Origin of the sequence: Pseudomonas poae, from assembly GCA_028869255.1 — a bacterium.
Classification (GTDB): domain Bacteria; phylum Pseudomonadota; class Gammaproteobacteria; order Pseudomonadales; family Pseudomonadaceae; genus Aquipseudomonas; species Aquipseudomonas poae_C.
Genome location: CP110972.1, coordinates 1757704 through 1775934 on the forward strand (window position 1 = coordinate 1757704; position 18231 = coordinate 1775934).

At 60.0% G+C, this 18231-nt stretch carries 16 protein-coding genes and 3 pseudogenes; 9 read left to right on the plus strand and 10 right to left on the minus strand.

The features are described 5' to 3' along the window. Positions 1 to 134 precede the first annotated feature (134 nt). Positions 135 to 1391, plus strand: coding sequence for an NADP-dependent isocitrate dehydrogenase (icd, locus tag LRS56_08165; GenBank protein ID WDU64436.1), 1257 nt, complete (start codon positions 135 to 137; stop codon positions 1389 to 1391). Between the two features lie 209 nt (positions 1392 to 1600). Here icd and LRS56_08170 read toward each other — a convergent pair. Continuing rightward, positions 1601 to 1786: pseudogene (locus LRS56_08170) on the minus strand (cold shock domain-containing protein). A 224-nt stretch (positions 1787 to 2010) separates the two neighbouring features. Between LRS56_08170 and clpS the strand changes: the two are divergent. Then, the gene (gene clpS / locus LRS56_08175) at positions 2011 to 2379 is read left to right on the plus strand and encodes an ATP-dependent Clp protease adapter ClpS (protein WDU64437.1); all 369 of its coding nucleotides are present in this window, start codon (positions 2011 to 2013) and stop codon (positions 2377 to 2379) included. A 29-nt stretch (positions 2380 to 2408) separates the two neighbouring features. After that, the gene (gene clpA / locus LRS56_08180; GenBank protein ID WDU64438.1) at positions 2409 to 4679 is read left to right on the plus strand and encodes an ATP-dependent Clp protease ATP-binding subunit ClpA; all 2271 of its coding nucleotides are present in this window, start codon (positions 2409 to 2411) and stop codon (positions 4677 to 4679) included. Positions 4680 to 4853: 174 nt separating this feature from the next. Here the strand turns inward: clpA and infA are convergent, their stop codons facing one another. The 3 genes from infA to aat all read right to left on the minus strand — a co-directional run bounded on the left by infA (position 4854) and on the right by aat (position 6616). Then, positions 4854 to 5072, minus strand: coding sequence for a translation initiation factor IF-1 (infA, locus tag LRS56_08185; GenBank protein ID WDU64439.1), 219 nt, complete (start codon positions 5070 to 5072; stop codon positions 4854 to 4856). A 100-nt stretch (positions 5073 to 5172) separates the two neighbouring features. Beyond that, positions 5173 to 5880, minus strand: a complete 708-nt coding sequence (locus LRS56_08190) for an arginyltransferase (protein WDU64440.1) — start codon at positions 5878 to 5880, stop codon at positions 5173 to 5175. Positions 5881 to 5935: 55 nt separating this feature from the next. Beyond that, positions 5936 to 6616: a leucyl/phenylalanyl-tRNA--protein transferase gene (aat, locus tag LRS56_08195; protein WDU64441.1), complete on the minus strand. Its 681-nt coding sequence runs from the start codon at positions 6614 to 6616 to the stop codon at positions 5936 to 5938. A 493-nt stretch (positions 6617 to 7109) separates the two neighbouring features. On the opposite strand from aat, the gene LRS56_08200 reads away from it, so the two are divergent. The 6 genes and pseudogenes from LRS56_08200 to cysG all read left to right on the plus strand — a co-directional run bounded on the left by LRS56_08200 (position 7110) and on the right by cysG (position 14613). Further along, complete coding sequence (locus tag LRS56_08200) at positions 7110 to 9518, plus strand: DNA translocase FtsK 4TM domain-containing protein (protein ID WDU64442.1); 2409 nt, start codon at positions 7110 to 7112, stop codon at positions 9516 to 9518. A 54-nt stretch (positions 9519 to 9572) separates the two neighbouring features. Next, complete coding sequence (gene lolA, locus LRS56_08205; protein WDU64443.1) at positions 9573 to 10196, plus strand: outer membrane lipoprotein chaperone LolA; 624 nt, start codon at positions 9573 to 9575, stop codon at positions 10194 to 10196. 27 nt (positions 10197 to 10223) lie between these two features. After that, a pseudogene (locus LRS56_08210) lies at positions 10224 to 11548 on the plus strand (replication-associated recombination protein A). Continuing rightward, complete coding sequence (gene crcB, locus LRS56_08215; GenBank protein WDU64444.1) at positions 11548 to 11922, plus strand: fluoride efflux transporter CrcB; 375 nt, start codon at positions 11548 to 11550, stop codon at positions 11920 to 11922. Before LRS56_08210 ends, crcB begins: the two are co-directional and overlap by 1 nt. 16 nt (positions 11923 to 11938) lie before the next feature. After that, positions 11939 to 13218, plus strand: a pseudogene (gene serS, locus LRS56_08220) (serine--tRNA ligase). Beyond that, positions 13219 to 14613, plus strand: a complete 1395-nt coding sequence (gene cysG / locus LRS56_08225) for a siroheme synthase CysG (GenBank protein ID WDU64445.1) — start codon at positions 13219 to 13221, stop codon at positions 14611 to 14613. Positions 14614 to 14766: 153 nt separating this feature from the next. Here cysG and LRS56_08230 read toward each other — a convergent pair whose 3' ends face one another. The 6 genes from LRS56_08230 to tusD form a co-directional block, all read right to left on the minus strand. Next, positions 14767 to 15768, minus strand: coding sequence for a glutathione S-transferase family protein (locus LRS56_08230; GenBank protein WDU64446.1), 1002 nt, complete (start codon positions 15766 to 15768; stop codon positions 14767 to 14769). An 88-nt stretch (positions 15769 to 15856) separates the two neighbouring features. Further along, complete coding sequence (locus LRS56_08235) at positions 15857 to 16858, minus strand: glycosyl transferase family protein (protein ID WDU64447.1); 1002 nt, start codon at positions 16856 to 16858, stop codon at positions 15857 to 15859. Next, positions 16855 to 17190 (minus strand): TusE/DsrC/DsvC family sulfur relay protein, encoded by a 336-nt coding sequence (locus LRS56_08240; GenBank protein ID WDU64448.1) that lies wholly within the window; start codon positions 17188 to 17190, stop codon positions 16855 to 16857. The genes LRS56_08235 and LRS56_08240 overlap by 4 nt, the downstream gene beginning before the upstream one ends. Then, the gene (gene tusB / locus LRS56_08245; GenBank protein ID WDU64449.1) at positions 17187 to 17465 is read right to left on the minus strand and encodes a sulfurtransferase complex subunit TusB; all 279 of its coding nucleotides are present in this window, start codon (positions 17463 to 17465) and stop codon (positions 17187 to 17189) included. Before tusB ends, LRS56_08240 begins: the two co-directional genes overlap by 4 nt. Further along, positions 17465 to 17815, minus strand: a complete 351-nt coding sequence (gene tusC / locus LRS56_08250) for a sulfurtransferase complex subunit TusC (GenBank protein WDU64450.1) — start codon at positions 17813 to 17815, stop codon at positions 17465 to 17467. Before tusC ends, tusB begins: the two co-directional genes overlap by 1 nt. Position 17816: 1 nt before the next feature. Continuing rightward, positions 17817 to 18209, minus strand: coding sequence for a sulfurtransferase complex subunit TusD (gene tusD / locus LRS56_08255; GenBank protein WDU64451.1), 393 nt, complete (start codon positions 18207 to 18209; stop codon positions 17817 to 17819). Positions 18210 to 18231 lie beyond the last annotated feature (22 nt).

An 18231-nucleotide genomic window follows, 5' to 3' on the forward strand; every position in this document is an offset into this window, starting at 1 on the left:
CTTTGCTTTCAGGCTTGTAGGCGACAAATTATGCTGTTTTCGATGCAAATGAGCATGGCGCGAGGTTTCAGTCGCCATTTATCTGGAGTAGGCTCGAACGCAGCCAGATGTTCAATCCATAGATGGAGTTCAGCATGGGATACAAGAAGATTCAGGTTCCGGCAGTCGGCGACAAAATCACCGTCAATGCAGACCATTCTCTCAATGTTCCTGATCAACCGATCATCCCTTACATCGAAGGTGACGGTATTGGCGTCGACATCAGCCCGGTGATGATCAAGGTAGTCGACGCAGCTGTTGAAAAGGCCTACGGCGGCAAGCGCAAAATCTCCTGGATGGAGGTTTACGCTGGCGAAAAGGCCACTCAAGTCTACGACCAGGACACCTGGCTGCCCCAGGAGACCCTGGATGCGGTCAAAGATTACGTAGTGTCCATCAAAGGCCCGCTGACCACCCCGGTTGGCGGCGGCATCCGTTCGCTGAACGTGGCCCTGCGTCAGCAACTCGATCTGTATGTGTGTCTGCGCCCGGTGCGCTGGTTCGAAGGCGTGCCCAGCCCGGTCAAGAAGCCCGGCGACGTCGACATGACGATCTTCCGTGAAAACTCCGAAGATATTTACGCCGGGATCGAGTGGAAAGCCGGTTCGCCGGAAGCGATCAAGGTGATCAAGTTTCTCAAGGAGGAAATGGGGGTTACCAAAATCCGTTTCGACCAGGATTGCGGGATTGGCGTGAAGCCGGTTTCCAGGGAAGGCACCAAGCGCCTGGCGCGTAAAGCCCTGCAGTATGTAGTGGATAACGACCGCGACTCGCTGACCATCGTGCACAAAGGCAACATCATGAAGTTCACCGAAGGTGCCTTCAAGGAATGGGCCTACGAAGTGGCGGCTGAAGAGTTTGGCGCGACCCTGCTCGACGGCGGCCCGTGGATGCAGTTCAAGAATCCGAAGACCGGCAAGAATGTAGTGGTCAAGGACGCCATTGCCGATGCGATGCTTCAGCAGATCCTGCTACGTCCGGCCGAGTATGACGTGATCGCCACCCTCAACCTCAATGGTGACTACCTGTCCGACGCCCTGGCGGCGGAAGTGGGCGGTATTGGGATTGCGCCGGGTGCCAACCTGTCCGACACCGTGGCCATGTTCGAGGCCACACACGGGACGGCGCCGAAATATGCGGGCAAGGACCAGGTTAATCCGGGCTCATTGATCCTGTCGGCGGAAATGATGCTGCGCCACATGGGCTGGCTCGAAGCGGCGGACCTGATCATCAAAGGGACCAATGGTGCAATTTCGGCCAAGACTGTGACCTATGACTTCGAGCGTCTGATGGACGGTGCGAAGTTGGTGTCGTCGTCGGGCTTTGGTGATGCGCTGATTTCGCATATGTAGGAGCGGCAGGTATAAAAAACGGCCGTCCTGATTGTTCAGGAGGGCCGTTTTTATTTGCAGAGCATTTGCGTGGCCGACTATCAGGCCTTTTCTTTTTCTTTGTCTTTTTTGGCTTTATCTGCTGTTTGTTTGTCGTCGTGGGTTGCTTCGTGCTGCACGTGGTCGCGGTCTCCAGCTTTGCAGGCGTTACAGATGCCTACAGCGTGCAAGCCTTTTGGTCCTTGAATAATCTCAAATGACACCGGCTGGCCTGCTTTAAGCGTCTTGTACCCCTCCATCTCGATCGCTGAAAAATGCGCAAAAAGGTCCTCGGACTTACCATCTTCTACAATGAATCCGTAGCCCTTGGCATTGTTGAACCATTTGACCTTGCCTTTGATCTTGACGCCAGACATACCCATATCCCTCTGCACCAGACTCCATCACTGGAGTATCATCCAGTTTATCCGTCCTAACCCGAATAAATAAGGTTGACTGCGCGGACCTTTTTTACCCACTGTGGGTTCTATTGGTTGTAACACTGATTCGCCGATAGTCAAGGCGACCAGTCGGTCAGAGTTGAAATTCTGACAGGTCGCCCCCACCACTGTATTTGAACCACTGACGAACCTTTCTTTCCATGCATGCAATCAGCCAGATTCGACTAACATTCAATCAGGATCGACCGGATCACGAGCACGATGACGACGGTTCTGCAGGCATTGCTGTTCAGGAGGCCAAGCCTGCTTTACAGGCGCCGCCGATGTACAAGGTGGTTTTGTTCAACGATGACTACACACCGATGGATTTCGTGGTCGAAGTACTCGAGGTGTTTTTTAACCTGAACCGCGAGTTGGCGACCAAGGTAATGCTGGCCGTTCACACAGAAGGACGGGCAGTATGTGGAGTGTTTACCCGCGACATCGCCGAGACAAAGGCCATGCAGGTCAACCAGTACGCCAGGGAAAGCCAGCATCCGCTACTCTGTGAAATCGAGAAGGACGGTTAACGCCGACCACTTGGGTATGAGGTGAAGCTATGTTAAACCGCGAGCTCGAAGTCACCCTCAATCTTGCCTTCAAGGAGGCTCGTTCGAAGCGTCATGAATTCATGACCGTCGAACACCTGCTGCTGGCACTTTTGGATAACGAAGCTGCCGCTACCGTTTTACGTGCGTGCGGCGCCAACCTCGACAAACTCAAGCATGATCTGCAGGAGTTTATCGACTCCACCACGCCACTGATCCCCGTGCATGACGAGGACCGTGAAACCCAGCCAACCCTGGGCTTCCAGCGGGTATTGCAGCGTGCTGTTTTCCACGTTCAGAGCTCCGGTAAGCGTGAAGTCACAGGCGCCAATGTGCTTGTGGCGATTTTCAGCGAACAGGAAAGCCAGGCAGTGTTCCTGCTCAAGCAGCAGAGCGTTGCCCGTATTGATGTCGTCAACTACATCGCCCACGGTATCTCCAAGGTGCCCGGGCACGGCGATCATTCCGAGGGTGAGCAGGATATGCAGGACGACGAGGGCGGTGAGTCTTCTTCTTCGGGCAATCCACTGGATGCCTATGCCAGCAACCTCAATGAACTGGCACGCCAGGGGCGGATCGATCCGCTGGTGGGGCGTGAGCTTGAGGTTGAGCGTGTAGCGCAGATCCTCGCACGTCGTCGCAAGAACAACCCGCTGCTGGTGGGTGAGGCGGGCGTGGGTAAAACCGCGATTGCCGAAGGCCTGGCCAAGCGTATCGTCGACAATCAGGTGCCTGACCTGCTGGCCAACAGCGTCGTCTACTCCCTTGATCTGGGCGCCTTGCTCGCCGGGACCAAGTACCGTGGCGATTTCGAGAAGCGCTTCAAGGCGTTGCTCGGCGAGCTGAAAAAGCGTCCGCAGGCGATCCTGTTTATCGATGAGATCCATACCATCATTGGCGCCGGTGCGGCGTCCGGTGGGGTGATGGATGCCTCCAACCTGCTCAAGCCGCTGTTGTCGTCGGGTGATATCCGTTGCATCGGTTCGACCACGTTCCAGGAATTTCGCGGCATCTTTGAAAAAGACCGTGCCCTGGCGCGCCGTTTCCAGAAAGTCGATGTGTCCGAACCTTCGGTTGAAGACACCATCGGCATTCTGCGCGGGCTCAAGGGGCGCTTCGAGGCGCACCACGGTATCGAATACACCGATGAGGCTCTGCGTGCGGCTGCCGAGCTGGCGTCGCGCTACATCAATGACCGGCACATGCCGGACAAGGCGATTGATGTGATCGACGAGGCGGGTGCCTACCAGCGCCTGCAGCCGGTCGAGAAGCGTGTGAAGCGCATTGATGTGCCTCAGGTCGAGGATATTGTGGCGAAGATTGCGCGGATTCCGCCAAAACACGTCACCAGCTCCGATAAAGAGCTGCTGCGTAACCTGGAGCGTGACCTCAAGCTCACCGTATTCGGTCAGGATGCGGCCATCGACTCGCTGTCTACCGCCATCAAGTTGTCGCGTGCGGGCCTCAAGTCGCCGGACAAACCGGTCGGTTCGTTCCTGTTCGCAGGCCCGACCGGCGTCGGCAAGACCGAAGCGGCGCGTCAGTTGGCCAAGGCCATGGGTATTGAGCTGGTGCGCTTCGACATGTCCGAATACATGGAGCGCCACACGGTGTCGCGCCTGATCGGTGCGCCGCCGGGCTATGTCGGTTTCGACCAGGGCGGCCTGCTGACCGAGGCGATCACCAAGCAGCCGCATTGCGTGTTGCTGCTCGATGAAATCGAGAAGGCGCACCCGGAAGTCTTCAACCTGCTGCTGCAGGTGATGGACCACGGAACCCTGACCGACAACAACGGGCGCAAGGCGGACTTCCGTAACGTGATCGTGATCATGACCACCAACGCCGGTGCCGAAACGGCTGCGCGGGCTTCGATCGGCTTCAGCCATCAGGATCACTCTTCCGATGCGATGGAAGTGATCAAGAAGAGCTTTACGCCGGAGTTCCGTAACCGCCTGGACACCATTATCCAGTTTGGTCGCCTCAGCCATGAGGTCATCAAAAGCGTGGTGGACAAGTTCCTTACCGAGCTTCAAGCGCAGTTGGAAGACAAGCGCGTGCAGCTGGAAGTGACGGACGCGGCACGCAGCTGGCTGGCCGAAGGTGGCTACGACGCGGCAATGGGCGCCCGCCCGATGGCGCGTCTGATCCAGGACAAGATCAAGCGGCCATTGGCCGAAGAGATCCTGTTCGGCGAGCTGTCCGACCATGGTGGCGTGGTGCATATCGATCTGAAGGATGGCGAGCTGACCTTCGATTTCGAGACCACCGCCGAAATGGCCTGATCGTTTACTGCAATACAGCAAAAGGCGCCGAAAGGCGCCTTTTTGCTGTCTTGAAGATATCGCAAATCCCTGTGGGAGCAGGCAAGCCAGCTCCTACAGGGGCAATTTTGGTGGCGGATAAATAGCGCACACACAAAAACGCCCGGCATAACCGGGCGTTTTGTATTGACTTGCTTAACGAGCGCGGTAAGTGATGCGCCCTTTGCTCAAGTCATAGGGCGTCAGCTCGACGCGCACTTTGTCACCGGTAAGAATACGAATGTAGTTCTTGCGCATCTTGCCGGAGATATGCGCGGTTACGACGTGCCCATTTTCCAACTCCACACGAAACATGGTGTTGGGCAGGGTGTCGACGACAGTGCCTTCCATTTCGAAGCTGTCTTCTTTCGACATGCAGTAAAGCCCTCGGTATCCAGTGAATGGCCCGGTGCAACTGCGCCAGGCAAAAGCGGCGTGCATTGTGCCCGAAAAAGGGTGTTTAAGCCAAGGGGTTCTAGTTAAGCGTGACCCATCTTTGATTAATCAGCAGCTCGATCGGCCGATATTGGGTTTTGTAGCTCATCTTTTTGCAGTTTTTGATCCAGTACCCGAGGTACACCGCTTCCAGTTCCTGGCGCATGGCTTCGCCGATTTGCCAGAGGATGGCGAAGCGCCCGAGGCTGCGGCGTTCTTCGGCCGGTTCGTAAAAGGTGTAGACCGCCGACAGGCCGTTAGGCAGCAAATCGGTCACGGCCACGGCCACCAGGCGACCCTCGAGGCGGAACTCGTAGAAGCGCGAAAAAGGCAAATCGCGTACCAGGAAGGTGGAAAACTGGTCGCGACTGGGCGGGAACATGTCGCCGTCGGCATGGCGTTGTTCGATGTAGCGCTGGTAAAGGTCGAAGTATTCTTCGCTGAACCTGGGTTTGGCCGGCGTAACCGTCAGGTCGGCGTTGCGTTTGAGGATGCGCTTCTGGTTGCGGTCCGCTGCAAACTGCGCCACAGGAATGCGTGCCGGGACGCACGCATTGCAGTTTTGGCAATGAGGCCGGTACAGATGATCGCCGCTGCGCCGAAAACCCATTTCCGAGAGATCGGCATACACATGCACGTCCATTGGCTGGCTGGGGTCGAGGAACAGCGTGGTGGCCTGCTCGTCGGGCAGATAGCTGCAAGAGTGGGGTTGAGTGGCATAAAACTTCAAGCGCGCCAACTCGGTCATGATCAACCCTCGGATAAGCTTTGAAATAAGTGTAAGCCACGCACGCGCAAGTCGCCTAGGAAACCCACGGTCCGCTGCTGGGTTGATCCAGATGGTTGCGCAGGAAGTTCGCGAATTCGCTGCGGGGGATGGCGCGGGCGCCTAGGCTGTGCAGGTGATCGTTGGGCATCTGGCAGTCGATCAGTACAAACCCCCAGGCCTGCAATTGCCGGGTCAGGGTGGCAAAGCCGAATTTGGATGCGTTGTCGGCGCGGCTGAACATGGACTCGCCAAAAAACAGCTGGCCCATCGCCAGGCCATACAGGCCACCGACCAGCTCGCCCTTGTCCCACACTTCCACCGAATGGGCGTAACCGCGCTTGTGCAGCTCCAGGTAGGCGCTCTGTATGCCTTCGGTGATCCATGTGCCGTCGGCATAGGCGCGAGGTGCGGCGCACGCCTGGATGACTGCGGCGAAGTCCTGGTCGAAGGTTACGGTATAGCGCTGCTGGCGCAACAGTTTGCCCAGGCTGCGGGACACGTGCAGTTCGTCCGGGAATATCACCGTGCGCGGGTCGGGCGACCACCAGAGGATCGGCTGGCCATCCGAGAACCATGGAAAGCAGCCGTGGCGATAGGCTCGGATCAGGCGTTCGGCCGACAGGTCGCCACCGGCGGCGAGCAGGCCATTGGGTTCGCGCATGGCTTTGGCCAGCGGCGGGAAGGTCAGGGAATTGCGTTGTAACCAGGTCAGCATGGTATCCAGGCTTGCGGAAGGGGAGGAGTGGCAGGAATGTCGCCTGCCCCAAGCGGTGATTATTGTCGACACAGCGCCATGGGGCCAGCCCGAATCGGCTATTGGTGCGGATTAGCGTGAGCGGGTGTTTCTGCAACTCTGTGCATAAGGCGTGGTCGTAATCGGGTCTGGCCGATGCAGGCCATTTGCCAAGCTTGCCTGGATTGGTAAAAACAGCTCATAAGCCTTTGTCAGCAAAGACAATGCATGCTCAAATTGAACATGTTGTGACACGCAGTTGGCGATGCTGCTGGATGAGCGCCAAGTGGCGTGGCATCAGGCACACAAACCCGTACAATGCGGCCATTGTGGCGTTATCGCCATTTCATCCAGCAATCGCCCGGTGTTAAAAGTAGATTCAACGACGTTCGTTTATTTTTCAGCTGCTCGGATTGGGCAGTATTTGCAGTTATTCAACAGATGGACGCGCTAAAGGCGCAGGAAAAGACCCGTTTTGAAGAAATCCGCCGCAACACCAAAAGCAGCAGTCGTGCCGGCCTGGCGCCAGCACCTGCACTACCGACTCAAGGAAGGTGCGCTGATCGCGATCGGCGCGCTGTGCCTGTTCCTGATGATGGCCTTGCTCACCTATGGCAAGGACGATCCGGGCTGGAGCCACAACAGCAAGATCGAAGACGTGCAGAACTTCGGCGGGCCTGCCGGTTCCTACAGCGCCGATATCCTGTTCATGGTGCTGGGTTACTTTGCCTACATCTTCCCCTTGCTGCTGGCGATCAAGACCTGGCAGATCTTCCGTCAGCGCCATGAACCGTGGCAGTGGAGCGGTTGGCTGTTTTCGTGGCGCCTGATCGGCCTGGTGTTCCTGGTGTTGTCCGGCGCGGCGCTGGCGCATATCCATTTTCATGCACCCACCGGCCTCCCGGCGGGCGCGGGCGGGGCGCTGGGCGAAAGCCTGGGCGACCTGGCGCGCAGGACCCTGAATATCCAGGGCAGCACGCTGATGTTTATCGCACTGTTCCTGTTCGGCCTCACGGTGTTCACCGACCTTTCGTGGTTCAAGGTGATGGACGTGACCGGCAAGATCACCCTCGACCTGCTGGAGCTGTTCCAAGGCGCCGCCAACCGCTGGTGGCAGGCGCGGGTTGATCGCAAGCGCATGGTCGCCCAGCTGCGCGAGGTGGATACCCGCGTCAACGAGGTGGTGGCCCCGAGTACGCCGGACCGCCGCGAGCAGGCCAAGGTCAAGGAGCGCCTGATTGAGCGCGAGCAGGCCCTGAGCAAGCACATGTCGGATCGCGAGAAACAGGTGCCGCCGGTGATCGCGCCTGCACCGCCCAAGGCGCCAGAGCCAAGCCATCGCGTACAGAAAGAGAAGCAGGCGCCGTTGTTTGTCGACAGCGCCGTCGAAGGCACTTTGCCGCCGATCTCGATCCTCGACCCGGCCGAAAAGAAACAACTCAATTATTCTCCGGAGTCCCTGGCGGCCGTCGGCCATCTGCTGGAAATCAAGCTCAAGGAATTCGGGGTTGAAGTGTCGGTGGACTCGATCCACCCTGGCCCGGTGATTACCCGTTACGAAATCCAGCCGGCTGCCGGCGTCAAGGTCAGCCGTATTTCCAACCTGGCCAAAGACCTGGCGCGCTCCCTGGCCGTGACCAGTGTGCGTGTGGTGGAAGTGATCCCCGGCAAGACCACCGTGGGTATCGAGATTCCCAACGAAGACCGCCAGATCGTGCGTTTCTCCGAAGTGCTGTCGACGCCGGAATACGACAACTTCAAATCGCCGGTCACCCTGGCCCTGGGCCACGACATCGGCGGCAAGCCGGTGATCACTGACCTGGCGAAGATGCCTCACCTGCTGGTGGCCGGTACCACCGGTTCCGGTAAGTCGGTGGGGGTGAACGCGATGATCCTGTCGATCCTGTTCAAGTCCGGCCCGGAAGACGCCAAGCTGATCATGATCGACCCCAAGATGTTGGAACTGTCGATCTACGAAGGCATTCCGCACCTGCTGTGCCCGGTGGTCACCGACATGAAGGACGCCGCCAACGCCCTGCGCTGGAGCGTCGCCGAGATGGAGCGGCGCTACAAGCTGATGGCAAAGATGGGCGTGCGTAACCTGTCGGGCTTCAACGCCAAGGTCAAGGAAGCCCAGGACGCCGGCACGCCACTGACAGACCCGCTGTACAAGCGCGAAAGCATTCACGACGAAGCGCCGTTGCTGAGCAAGTTGCCGACCATCGTGGTGGTGGTCGATGAATTTGCCGACATGATGATGATCGTCGGCAAGAAGGTCGAAGAACTGATCGCACGTATTGCCCAGAAGGCGCGGGCGGCAGGTATTCACTTGATTCTCGCGACCCAGCGGCCTTCTGTGGATGTGATCACCGGCCTGATCAAGGCCAACATTCCTACGCGCATGGCGTTCCAGGTGTCGAGCAAGATCGACTCGCGGACCATCATCGACCAGGGCGGCGCCGAGCAATTGCTGGGCCACGGTGACATGCTCTACATGCCGCCAGGCACCAGCCTGCCAATCCGGGTACACGGCGCCTTTGTGTCCGATGACGAAGTGCACCGCGTAGTGGAGGCCTGGAAGCTGCGCGGCGCGCCGGAATACAACGACGATATCCTTGCGGGCGTCGAAGAAGCCGGCAGCGGCTTCGACGGTGGCAGCAGTGGCGGCGACGATGATGCCGAGACCGACGCGCTATACGACGAAGCAGTCGCTTTCGTGCTGGAAAGCCGCCGTGCTTCGATCTCTGCGGTACAGCGCAAGCTGAAAATCGGCTACAACCGCGCCGCCCGAATGATCGAAGCCATGGAAAACGCTGGCGTGGTCACCGCAATGAACACCAACGGCTCGCGTGAAGTCATCGCCCCCGGGCAGATGCGCGACTGATTACGCGCCGCGTGGCAGCACGCGGCGCGCCCTAACGACTCAATGAGGATTCCCATGCGTCTTATCCGCATGCTGTTGTTGCCGGCACTGGCCCTGACCGCTGTTTCGGCTCACGCTGACCCGGCATCCGTGGCCAGCCTGAAAAACCTGCTGGACAAATCCCAGACCCTGACCGCGCGCTTTTCTCAGCTGACCCTGGATGCCGGCGGCACCCAGTTGCAGCAAACCGAAGGCGAGATGGCCGTGCAGCGCCCAGGCCTGTTCTACTGGCATACCGAAGGCAAGGCCGAGCAGACCATCGTGTCCGATGGCCAGAAGGTCACGCTGTGGGACCCGGACCTGGAGCAGGCGACCATCAAGAAGCTGGACCCGCGCCTGAACCAGACCCCGGCGTTGCTGCTGTCGGGTGATGTGTCGAAAATCAACGACAGTTTCGATATCACCTCCAAGCAAACCAGCAACGTGATCGAATTCACCCTCAAGCCGAAGTCCAAGGACACGCTGTTCGACAGCCTGCAGCTGTCGTTCGGCAATGGCGTGATCAACAACATGCGCCTGATCGACAGCGTCGGCCAGCGCACCGATATCCTGTTCTCCGGGGTCAAGGCCAACCAGCCGGTGCCGGCGTCCAAGTTCAAGTTCGACATCCCCAAGGGTGCCGACGTGATCCAGGAATAAACTGCCCAGAGGTTTCAAACGCTGCCCATGGATCTGTTTCGAAGTGACCCGATTGCTCAGCCACTGGCGGCGCGCCTGCGTTCGACCAAGCCTGGACGAGTACGTCGGGCAAGAACACCTGCTCGCTCGCGGCAAGCCTTTGCGCGAAGCCCTGGAGCAGGGTGCGCTGCACTCGATGATTTTCTGGGGGCCACCGGGCGTGGGTAAAACCACCCTGGCGCGGCTGCTGGCGAAAGTCTCGGATGCACACTTTGAAACAGTCTCGGCGGTGCTGGCTGGGGTCAAGGAGATCCGCCAGGCGGTGGAAGTCGCCAAGCAGCAGGCCGGGCAGTACGGCAAGCGCACGATCCTGTTTGTCGACGAAGTGCATCGCTTCAACAAGTCGCAGCAAGACGCGTTTTTGCCGTATGTCGAAGACGGCACGCTGATTTTCATCGGTGCCACCACCGAAAATCCCTCGTTCGAACTCAATAACGCGTTGCTCTCGCGGGCGCGGGTGTATGTGCTCAAAAAGCCTGGACGAGGCGGCGATGCAAAAGCTGTTGCACCGCGCCCTGAGCGAAGACAAGGGCCTGGGCAAGCGCCAGCTGAGCGTCAGCGAGGAAGGCTTCAAAATTTTGCTGACGGCCGCCGATGGTGACGGGCGGCGCTTTCTCAACTTACTGGAGAACGCCTCCGACCTGGCCGAAGACGGCAGCGAGATTGGCGTCGACCTGTTGCAAAGCCTGCTCGGCGATACGCGCCGGCGTTTCGACAAAGGCGGCGAAGCCTTCTACGACCAGATTTCCGCGCTGCACAAATCCGTGCGCGGCTCCAACCCGGACGGCGCGTTGTACTGGTTTGCGCGCATGATCGATGGCGGTTGCGACCCGCTGTACCTGGCTCGCCGCGTGGTGCGCATGGCCAGCGAAGACATCGGCAACGCCGACCCGCGCGCCTTGAGCCTGTGCCTCGCCGCCTGGGACGTGCAGGAGCGCCTCGGCAGCCCCGAGGGCGAGCTGGCGGTGGCCCAGGCCATCACCTACCTGGCCTGCGCGCCGAAAAGCAATGCGGTGTACATGGGCTTCAAGTCCGCCTTGCGCGCCGCCGCCGAGTACGGCTCGCTGGAAGTGCCGCTGCACCTGCGCAATGCACCGACCAAGCTGATGAAACAGCTGGGCTACGGTGATGAATACCGCTACGCCCACGATGAGCCGGACGCCTACGCCGCCGGTGAAGACTACTTTCCCGATGAGCTTGAGCCGCTGGCGCTCTATCAGCCGGTGCCCCGTGGCCTGGAGCTGAAAATCGGCGAAAAGCTCAATCACCTTGCCCAACTCGACCGCCTCAGCCCCAAACAGCGGAGAAAGTAGTGCTCAAGACAATTCTTGCCGTGTCCGCAGCCGGCATCGCTGGTACATTATTGCGTTTCGCCACCGGTACGTGGGTGAGCGCCAACTGGCCGAAGCATTTTTATGCGGCGACCCTGGCGGTGAACCTGGTGGGTTGCCTGATCATCGGGCTGTTGTACGGCTGGTTTCTGTTGCGTCCGGAAGTCCCGATTGAAATTCGCGCCGGCTTGATTGTCGGCTTTGTAGGCGGTCTGACGACCTTTTCATCCTTTTCACTGGACACGCTGCGGCTGCTGGAAAGCGGGCAGGCCCTGGTCGCCTTCGGGTACCTGGGCATCAGCGTGTTCGGCGGGCTGCTCGCGACTTGGGCCGGCCTGTCCTTGACCAAACTTTGATAAACGAGAGACCGACATGCTCGATTCCAAACTGTTACGTAGCAACCTTCAGGACGTAGCGGACCGCCTGGCATCCCGTGGCTTTGCATTGGATGTTGCGCGCATCGAAGCGCTGGAAGAACAGCGCAAGACCGTCCAGACCCGCACCGAAGCACTGCAGGCTGAGCGGAATGCGCGTTCCAAATCCATCGGTCAGGCCAAGCAGCGCGGCGAAGACATCGCGCCGCTGATGGCGGATGTCGAGCGCATGGGCACCGAGCTGTCTGACGGCAAGGTCGAGCTGGAAAAGATCCAGTCCGAGCTGGATTCGATCCTGCTGGGCATCCCTAACATCCCGCACGAGTCGGTGCCGATTGGCGAAGACGAAGACGGCAACGTCGAAGTGCGCCGCTGGGGCACGCCCAAAGTCTTTGATTTCGAGATCAAGGACCATGTCGCCTGGGCGAATTGACCGGCGGCCTGGATTTCGAAACCGCAGCCAAGATGTCCGGCGCCCGCTTTGCCCTGCTGCGCGGCCCGATTGCGCGCATGCACCGCGCCCTGGCGCAGTTCATGATCAACCTGCACACCGCCGAACACGGCTACGAAGAGGCTTACACCCCGTATCTGGTGCAGGCACCAGCGCTGATGGGGACCAGCCAGTTGCCGAAGTTCGAAGAAGACCTGTTCAAAATCAGTCGCGACGGCGAAGCCGACCTGTACCTGATCCCGACCGCCGAAGTGTCGCTGACCAACATCGTGTCCGGCGAGATCCTCGACGCCAAGCAACTGCCGTTGAAGTTCGTGGCTCACAGCCCGTGCTTTCGCAGCGAAGCCGGTGCATCGGGTCGCGATACCCGCGGCATGATCCGCCAGCACCAGTTCGACAAGGTCGAGATGGTGCAGGTGGTTGAGCCGTCGACTTCCATGGACGCCCTGGAAGGCCTGACCGCCAACGCCGAGCGCGTCCTGCAACTGCTGGAGCTGCCGTACCGCGTGCTGGCGCTGTGCACCGGCGACATGGGGTTCAGCGCCGTGAAGACCTACGATCTGGAAGTGTGGGTGCCGAGCCAGGACAAATACCGCGAGATTTCGTCGTGCTCCAACTGTGGTGATTTCCAGGCCCGTCGCATGCAGGCGCGTTTCCGTAACCCGGAAACCGGCAAGCCGGAACTGGTGCACACCCTCAACGGTTCGGGCCTGGCTGTAGGCCGTACCCTGGTGGCGGTGCTGGAAAACTACCAGCAGGCTGACGGTTCGATCCGCGTACCTGAGGTGCTCAAGCCGTACATGGCGGGCGTTGAGGTCATCGGCTAAATGGAATTTCTGCCGCTGTTTCATAACCTGCGCGGCAGTCGTGTGTTGGTCGTCGGTGGCGGGGAGATTGCCTTGCGCAAATCCCGGCTGCTGGCCGACGCCGGTGCAGTGTTGCGGGTGGTTGCTCCCCAGATCGAAGACCAGTTGCGCGAACTGGTACAGGGCAGTGGCGGGGAACTGATTTTGCGCGGTTATCAGGAGGCCGACCTTGACGCCTGCAGCCTGATTATCGCCGCGACCGACGACGAACCCCTGAACGCGCAAGTGTCCAGTGATGCCAAGCGACGTTGTGTACCGGTCAATGTGGTGGACGCGCCAGCCTTGTGCAGCGTGATCTTCCCGGCGATTGTCGACCGCTCACCTTTGGTGATAGCGGTGTCCAGCGGCGGCGACGCGCCGGTGCTGGCGCGCTTGATCCGCGCCAAGCTGGAAACCTGGATCCCGTCCACCTATGGCCAACTGGCCGGGCTGGCGGCGCGTTTTCGTGCGCAGGTCAAAGGCTTGTACCCGGATGTACAGCAACGCCGTGCCTTCTGGGAAGAGGTGTTCCAGGGCCCGATTGCCGATCGCCAATTGGCCGGGCAGGGCGATGAGGCCGAGCGGCTGTTGATCGAAAAAGTCAACGGCGCGCCGCCGTATGCGCCGGGCGAGGTCTATCTGGTGGGCGCAGGCCCCGGTGATCCGGACCTGCTGACGTTCCGCGCCCTGCGCCTGATGCAGCAAGCCGACGTGGTGCTGTATGACCGCCTGGTGGCTCCGGCGATTCTGGAGCTGTGCCGTCGCGACGCCGAGCGTGTTTATGTCGGCAAGCGCCGCGCCGATCATGCGGTGCCGCAAGACCAGATCAACCAGCAGTTGGTGGACCTGGCCAAGCAAGGCAAGCGCGTGTTGCGCCTCAAGGGCGGTGACCCGTTCATCTTTGGCCGGGGCGGCGAAGAAATCGAAGAATTGGCGGCCCATGGCATCCCGTTCCAGGTGGTGCCGGGGATCACAGCGGCGAGCGGTTGCGCGGCGTATGCCGGGATTCCGCTTACCCATCGTGACTATGCGCAGTCGGTACGCTTTATCACCGGGCACTTGAAGGACGGGACGTCGGACCTGCCGTGGCATGACCTGGTGGGGCCGTCGCAGACCCTGGTGTTCTACATGGGCTTGATTGGCTTGCCGATCATCTGTGAGCAGCTGATCAAGCACGGTCGTGCGGCGGATACACCTGCGGCGTTGATCCAGCAGGGCACCACGTCCAACCAGCGTGTGTTTACTGGTACCCTGGCGGACTTGCCGCGCATGGTGGCGGAGCATGAAGTGCACGCGCCCACGCTGGTGATCGTCGGTGAGGTGGTGGTGTTGCGCGAGAAGTTGAAGTGGTTTGAAGGCGCTCAATCCCAAGTCTGACCGTGCAAGAGTACTTCTGTGGCGAGCGGGCTTGCCCGCGTTGGGCTGCAAGGCAGCCCTAAACACTGACACCCTGTTTACTTGGGTACAGGGCGGTGTTCTTGCTTGGGCCGCTGCGCGACCCAACGCGGGCAAGCCCGCTCGCCACAGGGCTTAGCGGGTGCCGAGTACCGATTTTCCGCTCAGTTTGTCGCGATCATGAGCGCCGTCGAATTTCTGTGACGGCCCCTTCGGCACAATCCCCGTCGGGTTAATCGTGCGGTGGCTGGCATAGTAATGCCCCTTGATATGCGCAAAATCCACCGTCTCGGCCACGCCTGGCCACTGGTACATCTCCCTAAGCCAATTCGACAGATTCGGGTAATCCGCGATCCGCCGCAAATTGCATTTGAAGTGGCTGTAATACACCGCATCAAAGCGGATCAGCGTGGTAAACAGCCGCACGTCGGCCTCGGTCAGGTATTCACCGGCCAGGTAGCGATGGTCGCCCAAATGTTGTTCCAGGTGATCCAGTTCGGCAAACACATCATCAAATGCGCTTTCGTAAGCCTTCTGCGAAGTGGCGAAGCCCGCGCGATACACGCCGTTGTTCACGGCCGGGTAGATCCGTTCGTTCAGCGCATCGATGGTCGGGCGCAGCGGCTCGGGGTAGAAATCCAGGGTGTTGCCGGTCAGCCCGTTGAACGCGCTGTTGAACATGCGGATGATTTCCGCCGACTCATTGCTCACGATGCGCTTGAGCTTTTTGTCCCACAGCACTGGCACCGTGACGCGCCCGGTGTAGTCGGCGGTGTCGGCGGTGTAGCGCTGGTGCATGAATTCGAAATCATCCAGCGTGTCGCCGGTTGAGCCATGGGTTTTGTCGAAGGTCCAGCCGTTTTCCAGCATCAGCCAGCTGACCACGGACACGTCGATCAGGCTTTCCAGGCCCTTGAGCTTGCGCATGATCAGCGTGCGATGGGCCCACGGGCAGGCGAGCGAGACATACAGGTGATAGCGACCGGCTTCGGCCTTGAAGCCACCTTCGCCGCTGGGGCCAGGTTGGCCGTCGGCGGTGACCCAGTGGCGGCGTTGCGCCTGTTCGCGCTGGAAAGCGCCATCTGCGCTACTTTCGTACCACTGGTCTTTCCAGTGTCCTTCGATCAGCAAACCCATGATTGGCTCCTTGGCTAATAAGCGTTGGAGCCCAGTCTAAAGGGATGAGTTCGAACTAAAAGCGCAAAGACCGGGGGTGAATGATCGATTAAATCGATTTGTCCCGCGCAGCCCAGTATTGCCCTGCCATTTCGAACGCCTGTTCCCGTGGGTGGCCCAGGCCGCGCAAGGCCAGCGCCATAGTCGCGATCAGCGCCAGTTGCGGGTAGCTGTCCTCGATATCACCACGCCACAACGCTTTCAACTGCTCAGGCTCCAGGGTGGCCGGTTTGACATGGCGTTGGGCGGAGAGGGCGGGCCACTCTTCGTCCCAACTTTCACCACCGGTGGTGCCATACAGATGGCTGATCGTGTCAGGGTTGATCTCGACTTCGCCGCCATCGCCCTTGACCACGATCACGTTGTCGCCCAGCAGGCCGCTGGCATCGCGGTGCACACCCTGGTAACCGGGGTGGAAAATACTTTGCAGGCCGCAGCGCGCATTCAACGGGTTGAGCAAGCGCGCCAGGGAGTGGATCGGCGAGCGCAGGCCCAGGGTGTTGCGCAGGTCGATCATGCGCTGCAGTTGCGGCGCCCAGTCGCCCAGCGGGATAAATGCGAGGTTGCCTTGCTCGAAGGCTGTCTCGACCTGTTGCCAGTTACGGCACAGGGGAATCTGCAAGCCCTCCAGTAATTGCTCGGTGTACAGCCGGCCGGCGGTGTGTGCGCCGCCGCCGTGCAGCAGGGTGCGCACGCCGTTTTGCGCCAGGCATTTGGCCGCCAGCAAATACCATGGCAGGTGGCGTTTTTTACCGGCATAGGTTGGCCAGTCGATATCCACGTTCAGCGCCGGCGCGTTCAAGCGCTCGCGTACGGCCTCGGTGAAACCGGCAAGTTCCTCCGGGCTTTCTTCCTTGTGGCGCAGCAACATCAGGAAGGCGCCGAGCTGGGTGTCTTCGACTTTTTCGTCGAGCAACATGCCCATGGCTTCACGGGCCTCGATGCGCGTGAGGTTGCGCGCACCGCGCTTGCCTTTGCCCAGGATGCGCACGAACTGCGCAAAAGGGTGCTCGGCAGGGGTTTCAAGGGTCAGCGGGGCAAAGTTGGTCATAAGCAATTCGTCGGCCTGGGCAGGCCCGCCAACTTGGCGGCAAGTTTGGCGGGAGTGCCGTTGAACAGTTTGTTGAGGTGCAGGCTGTTGCCCTTTTCCGGGCCCAGTTTCAAGGCGGTGTACTTGATCAGCGGGCGCGTGGCAGGGGACAGCTGAAACTCGGCGTAGAAACCGCGCAGCAGCTCGAGGATTTCCCAGTGGTCGGCGGTCAATTCCAGTGTTTCGGCAGCGGCGAGGGCGTTGGCCACGTCTGCGGACCAGTCATTGAGGTCGACCAGGTAACCATCCTTGTCCAGTTCCAGTGTGCGTGCGCCTACGGTCAGGGTGTTCATAGCCAGGTATTGACCTTGTCGTAGTCGATCGACAGCTGCACGAAGCCTGCATAGTCCACGCTGTCGGCCCAGTCCGGCAGGGGCAGGTTGCGTGCCTGCATGTCTTCGGCCAGCACAAAGACCTTCACGCCCCGGGTGTGCAAGGCCGGGTTGTGCAGCCCGTAGGCGCCATCGCCGCATAGCAGGATCGCGTCCTCGGTGCCACACACTCGCAGGCAACTGGCCAGGCGGCTGTCGGTGAAGGGGGAGTGGGAAACCACATGTAAAGTCGACATCAGAGGGTAATCACCTGGTCGTAACGGTCAATCAGCCTGCAAATAGCGGCGCTGTCCAGCGCCTGTGCAGTGGCGGGCGGTGTCAGCCCGCGCTCGCCCAGGCTGTGGCTGCAGGCGAACACGTCGTCAATGCCGAACAGGCTCAATGCCTGCAGGTTAGCGCTGAGGTCCTTTTGCTGCACAGCCTTGGCGTTCTGGTTCGGCGCCAGTTGAAACACACCGTCATCCATGAACAGCAAGCCGATCGGCAGATCAAACGCGCCGCCGGCCAGCACGATATCCAGCGCTTCGCGTGCACTCGGCCCGGCCCACGGGGCCTGGCGACTGATGACCAATAGGGATTTGGACATGTCACGGCCCTCCAAAGCAGATCAGGCGGTCGGCGGCCTGGGCAGCGTCATGCAGTTGCCCTAGGCCCGACAGCGCCCACGGCGCATCCAGGTTGACCGCGCTGCGTTGATAACGCGTGGCTTCCTCGGTGTTCAGCACGCCACGGCGCAAGGCGGCGGCGATGCATACCACGGCGTCGAGTTGGTGCTGGCTGACAAACTCGCGCCACTGGCGGGCAATGTCTTGCTCATCCTGGGGCACAACGATGTTATTGGAGGCGCTGTAGACGCCGTCCTGGTAGAAAAACAGCCGCACTATTTGGTGCCCGCCGGCCAACGCCGCCTGGGCGAACAGCAAGGCGCGGCGCGAAGAGGGCGCGTGGGCGGCGCAAAACACAGCAATTGCAAACTTCATGGAACACTCTGCAAGCAAACGT

Excerpts from the sequence above, each read along its gene's own strand:
- tusC (WDU64450.1), bottom strand. The coding sequence starts at position 17,815 with ATGTCCAAATCCCTATTGGTCATCAGTCGCCAGGCCCCGTGGGCCGGG.
- LRS56_08190 (WDU64440.1), bottom strand. The coding sequence starts at position 5,880 with ATGACCGAGTTGGCGCGCTTGAAGTTTTATGCCACTCAACCCCACTCT.
- LRS56_08230 (WDU64446.1), bottom strand. The coding sequence starts at position 15,768 with ATGGGTTTGCTGATCGAAGGACACTGGAAAGACCAGTGGTACGAAAGT.
- lolA (WDU64443.1), top strand. The coding sequence starts at position 9,573 with ATGCGTCTTATCCGCATGCTGTTGTTGCCGGCACTGGCCCTGACCGCT.
- clpS (WDU64437.1), top strand. The coding sequence starts at position 2,011 with ATGCATGCAATCAGCCAGATTCGACTAACATTCAATCAGGATCGACCG.
- aat (WDU64441.1), bottom strand. The coding sequence starts at position 6,616 with ATGCTGACCTGGTTACAACGCAATTCCCTGACCTTCCCGCCGCTGGCC.
- tusD (WDU64451.1), bottom strand. The coding sequence starts at position 18,209 with ATGAAGTTTGCAATTGCTGTGTTTTGCGCCGCCCACGCGCCCTCTTCG.
- LRS56_08235 (WDU64447.1), bottom strand. The coding sequence starts at position 16,858 with ATGACCAACTTTGCCCCGCTGACCCTTGAAACCCCTGCCGAGCACCCT.
- infA (WDU64439.1), bottom strand. The coding sequence starts at position 5,072 with ATGTCGAAAGAAGACAGCTTCGAAATGGAAGGCACTGTCGTCGACACC.
- LRS56_08240 (WDU64448.1), bottom strand. The coding sequence starts at position 17,190 with ATGAACACCCTGACCGTAGGCGCACGCACACTGGAACTGGACAAGGAT.
- tusB (WDU64449.1), bottom strand. The coding sequence starts at position 17,465 with ATGTCGACTTTACATGTGGTTTCCCACTCCCCCTTCACCGACAGCCGC.
- clpA (WDU64438.1), top strand. The coding sequence starts at position 2,409 with ATGTTAAACCGCGAGCTCGAAGTCACCCTCAATCTTGCCTTCAAGGAG.
- icd (WDU64436.1), top strand. The coding sequence starts at position 135 with ATGGGATACAAGAAGATTCAGGTTCCGGCAGTCGGCGACAAAATCACC.
- cysG (WDU64445.1), top strand. The coding sequence starts at position 13,219 with ATGGAATTTCTGCCGCTGTTTCATAACCTGCGCGGCAGTCGTGTGTTG.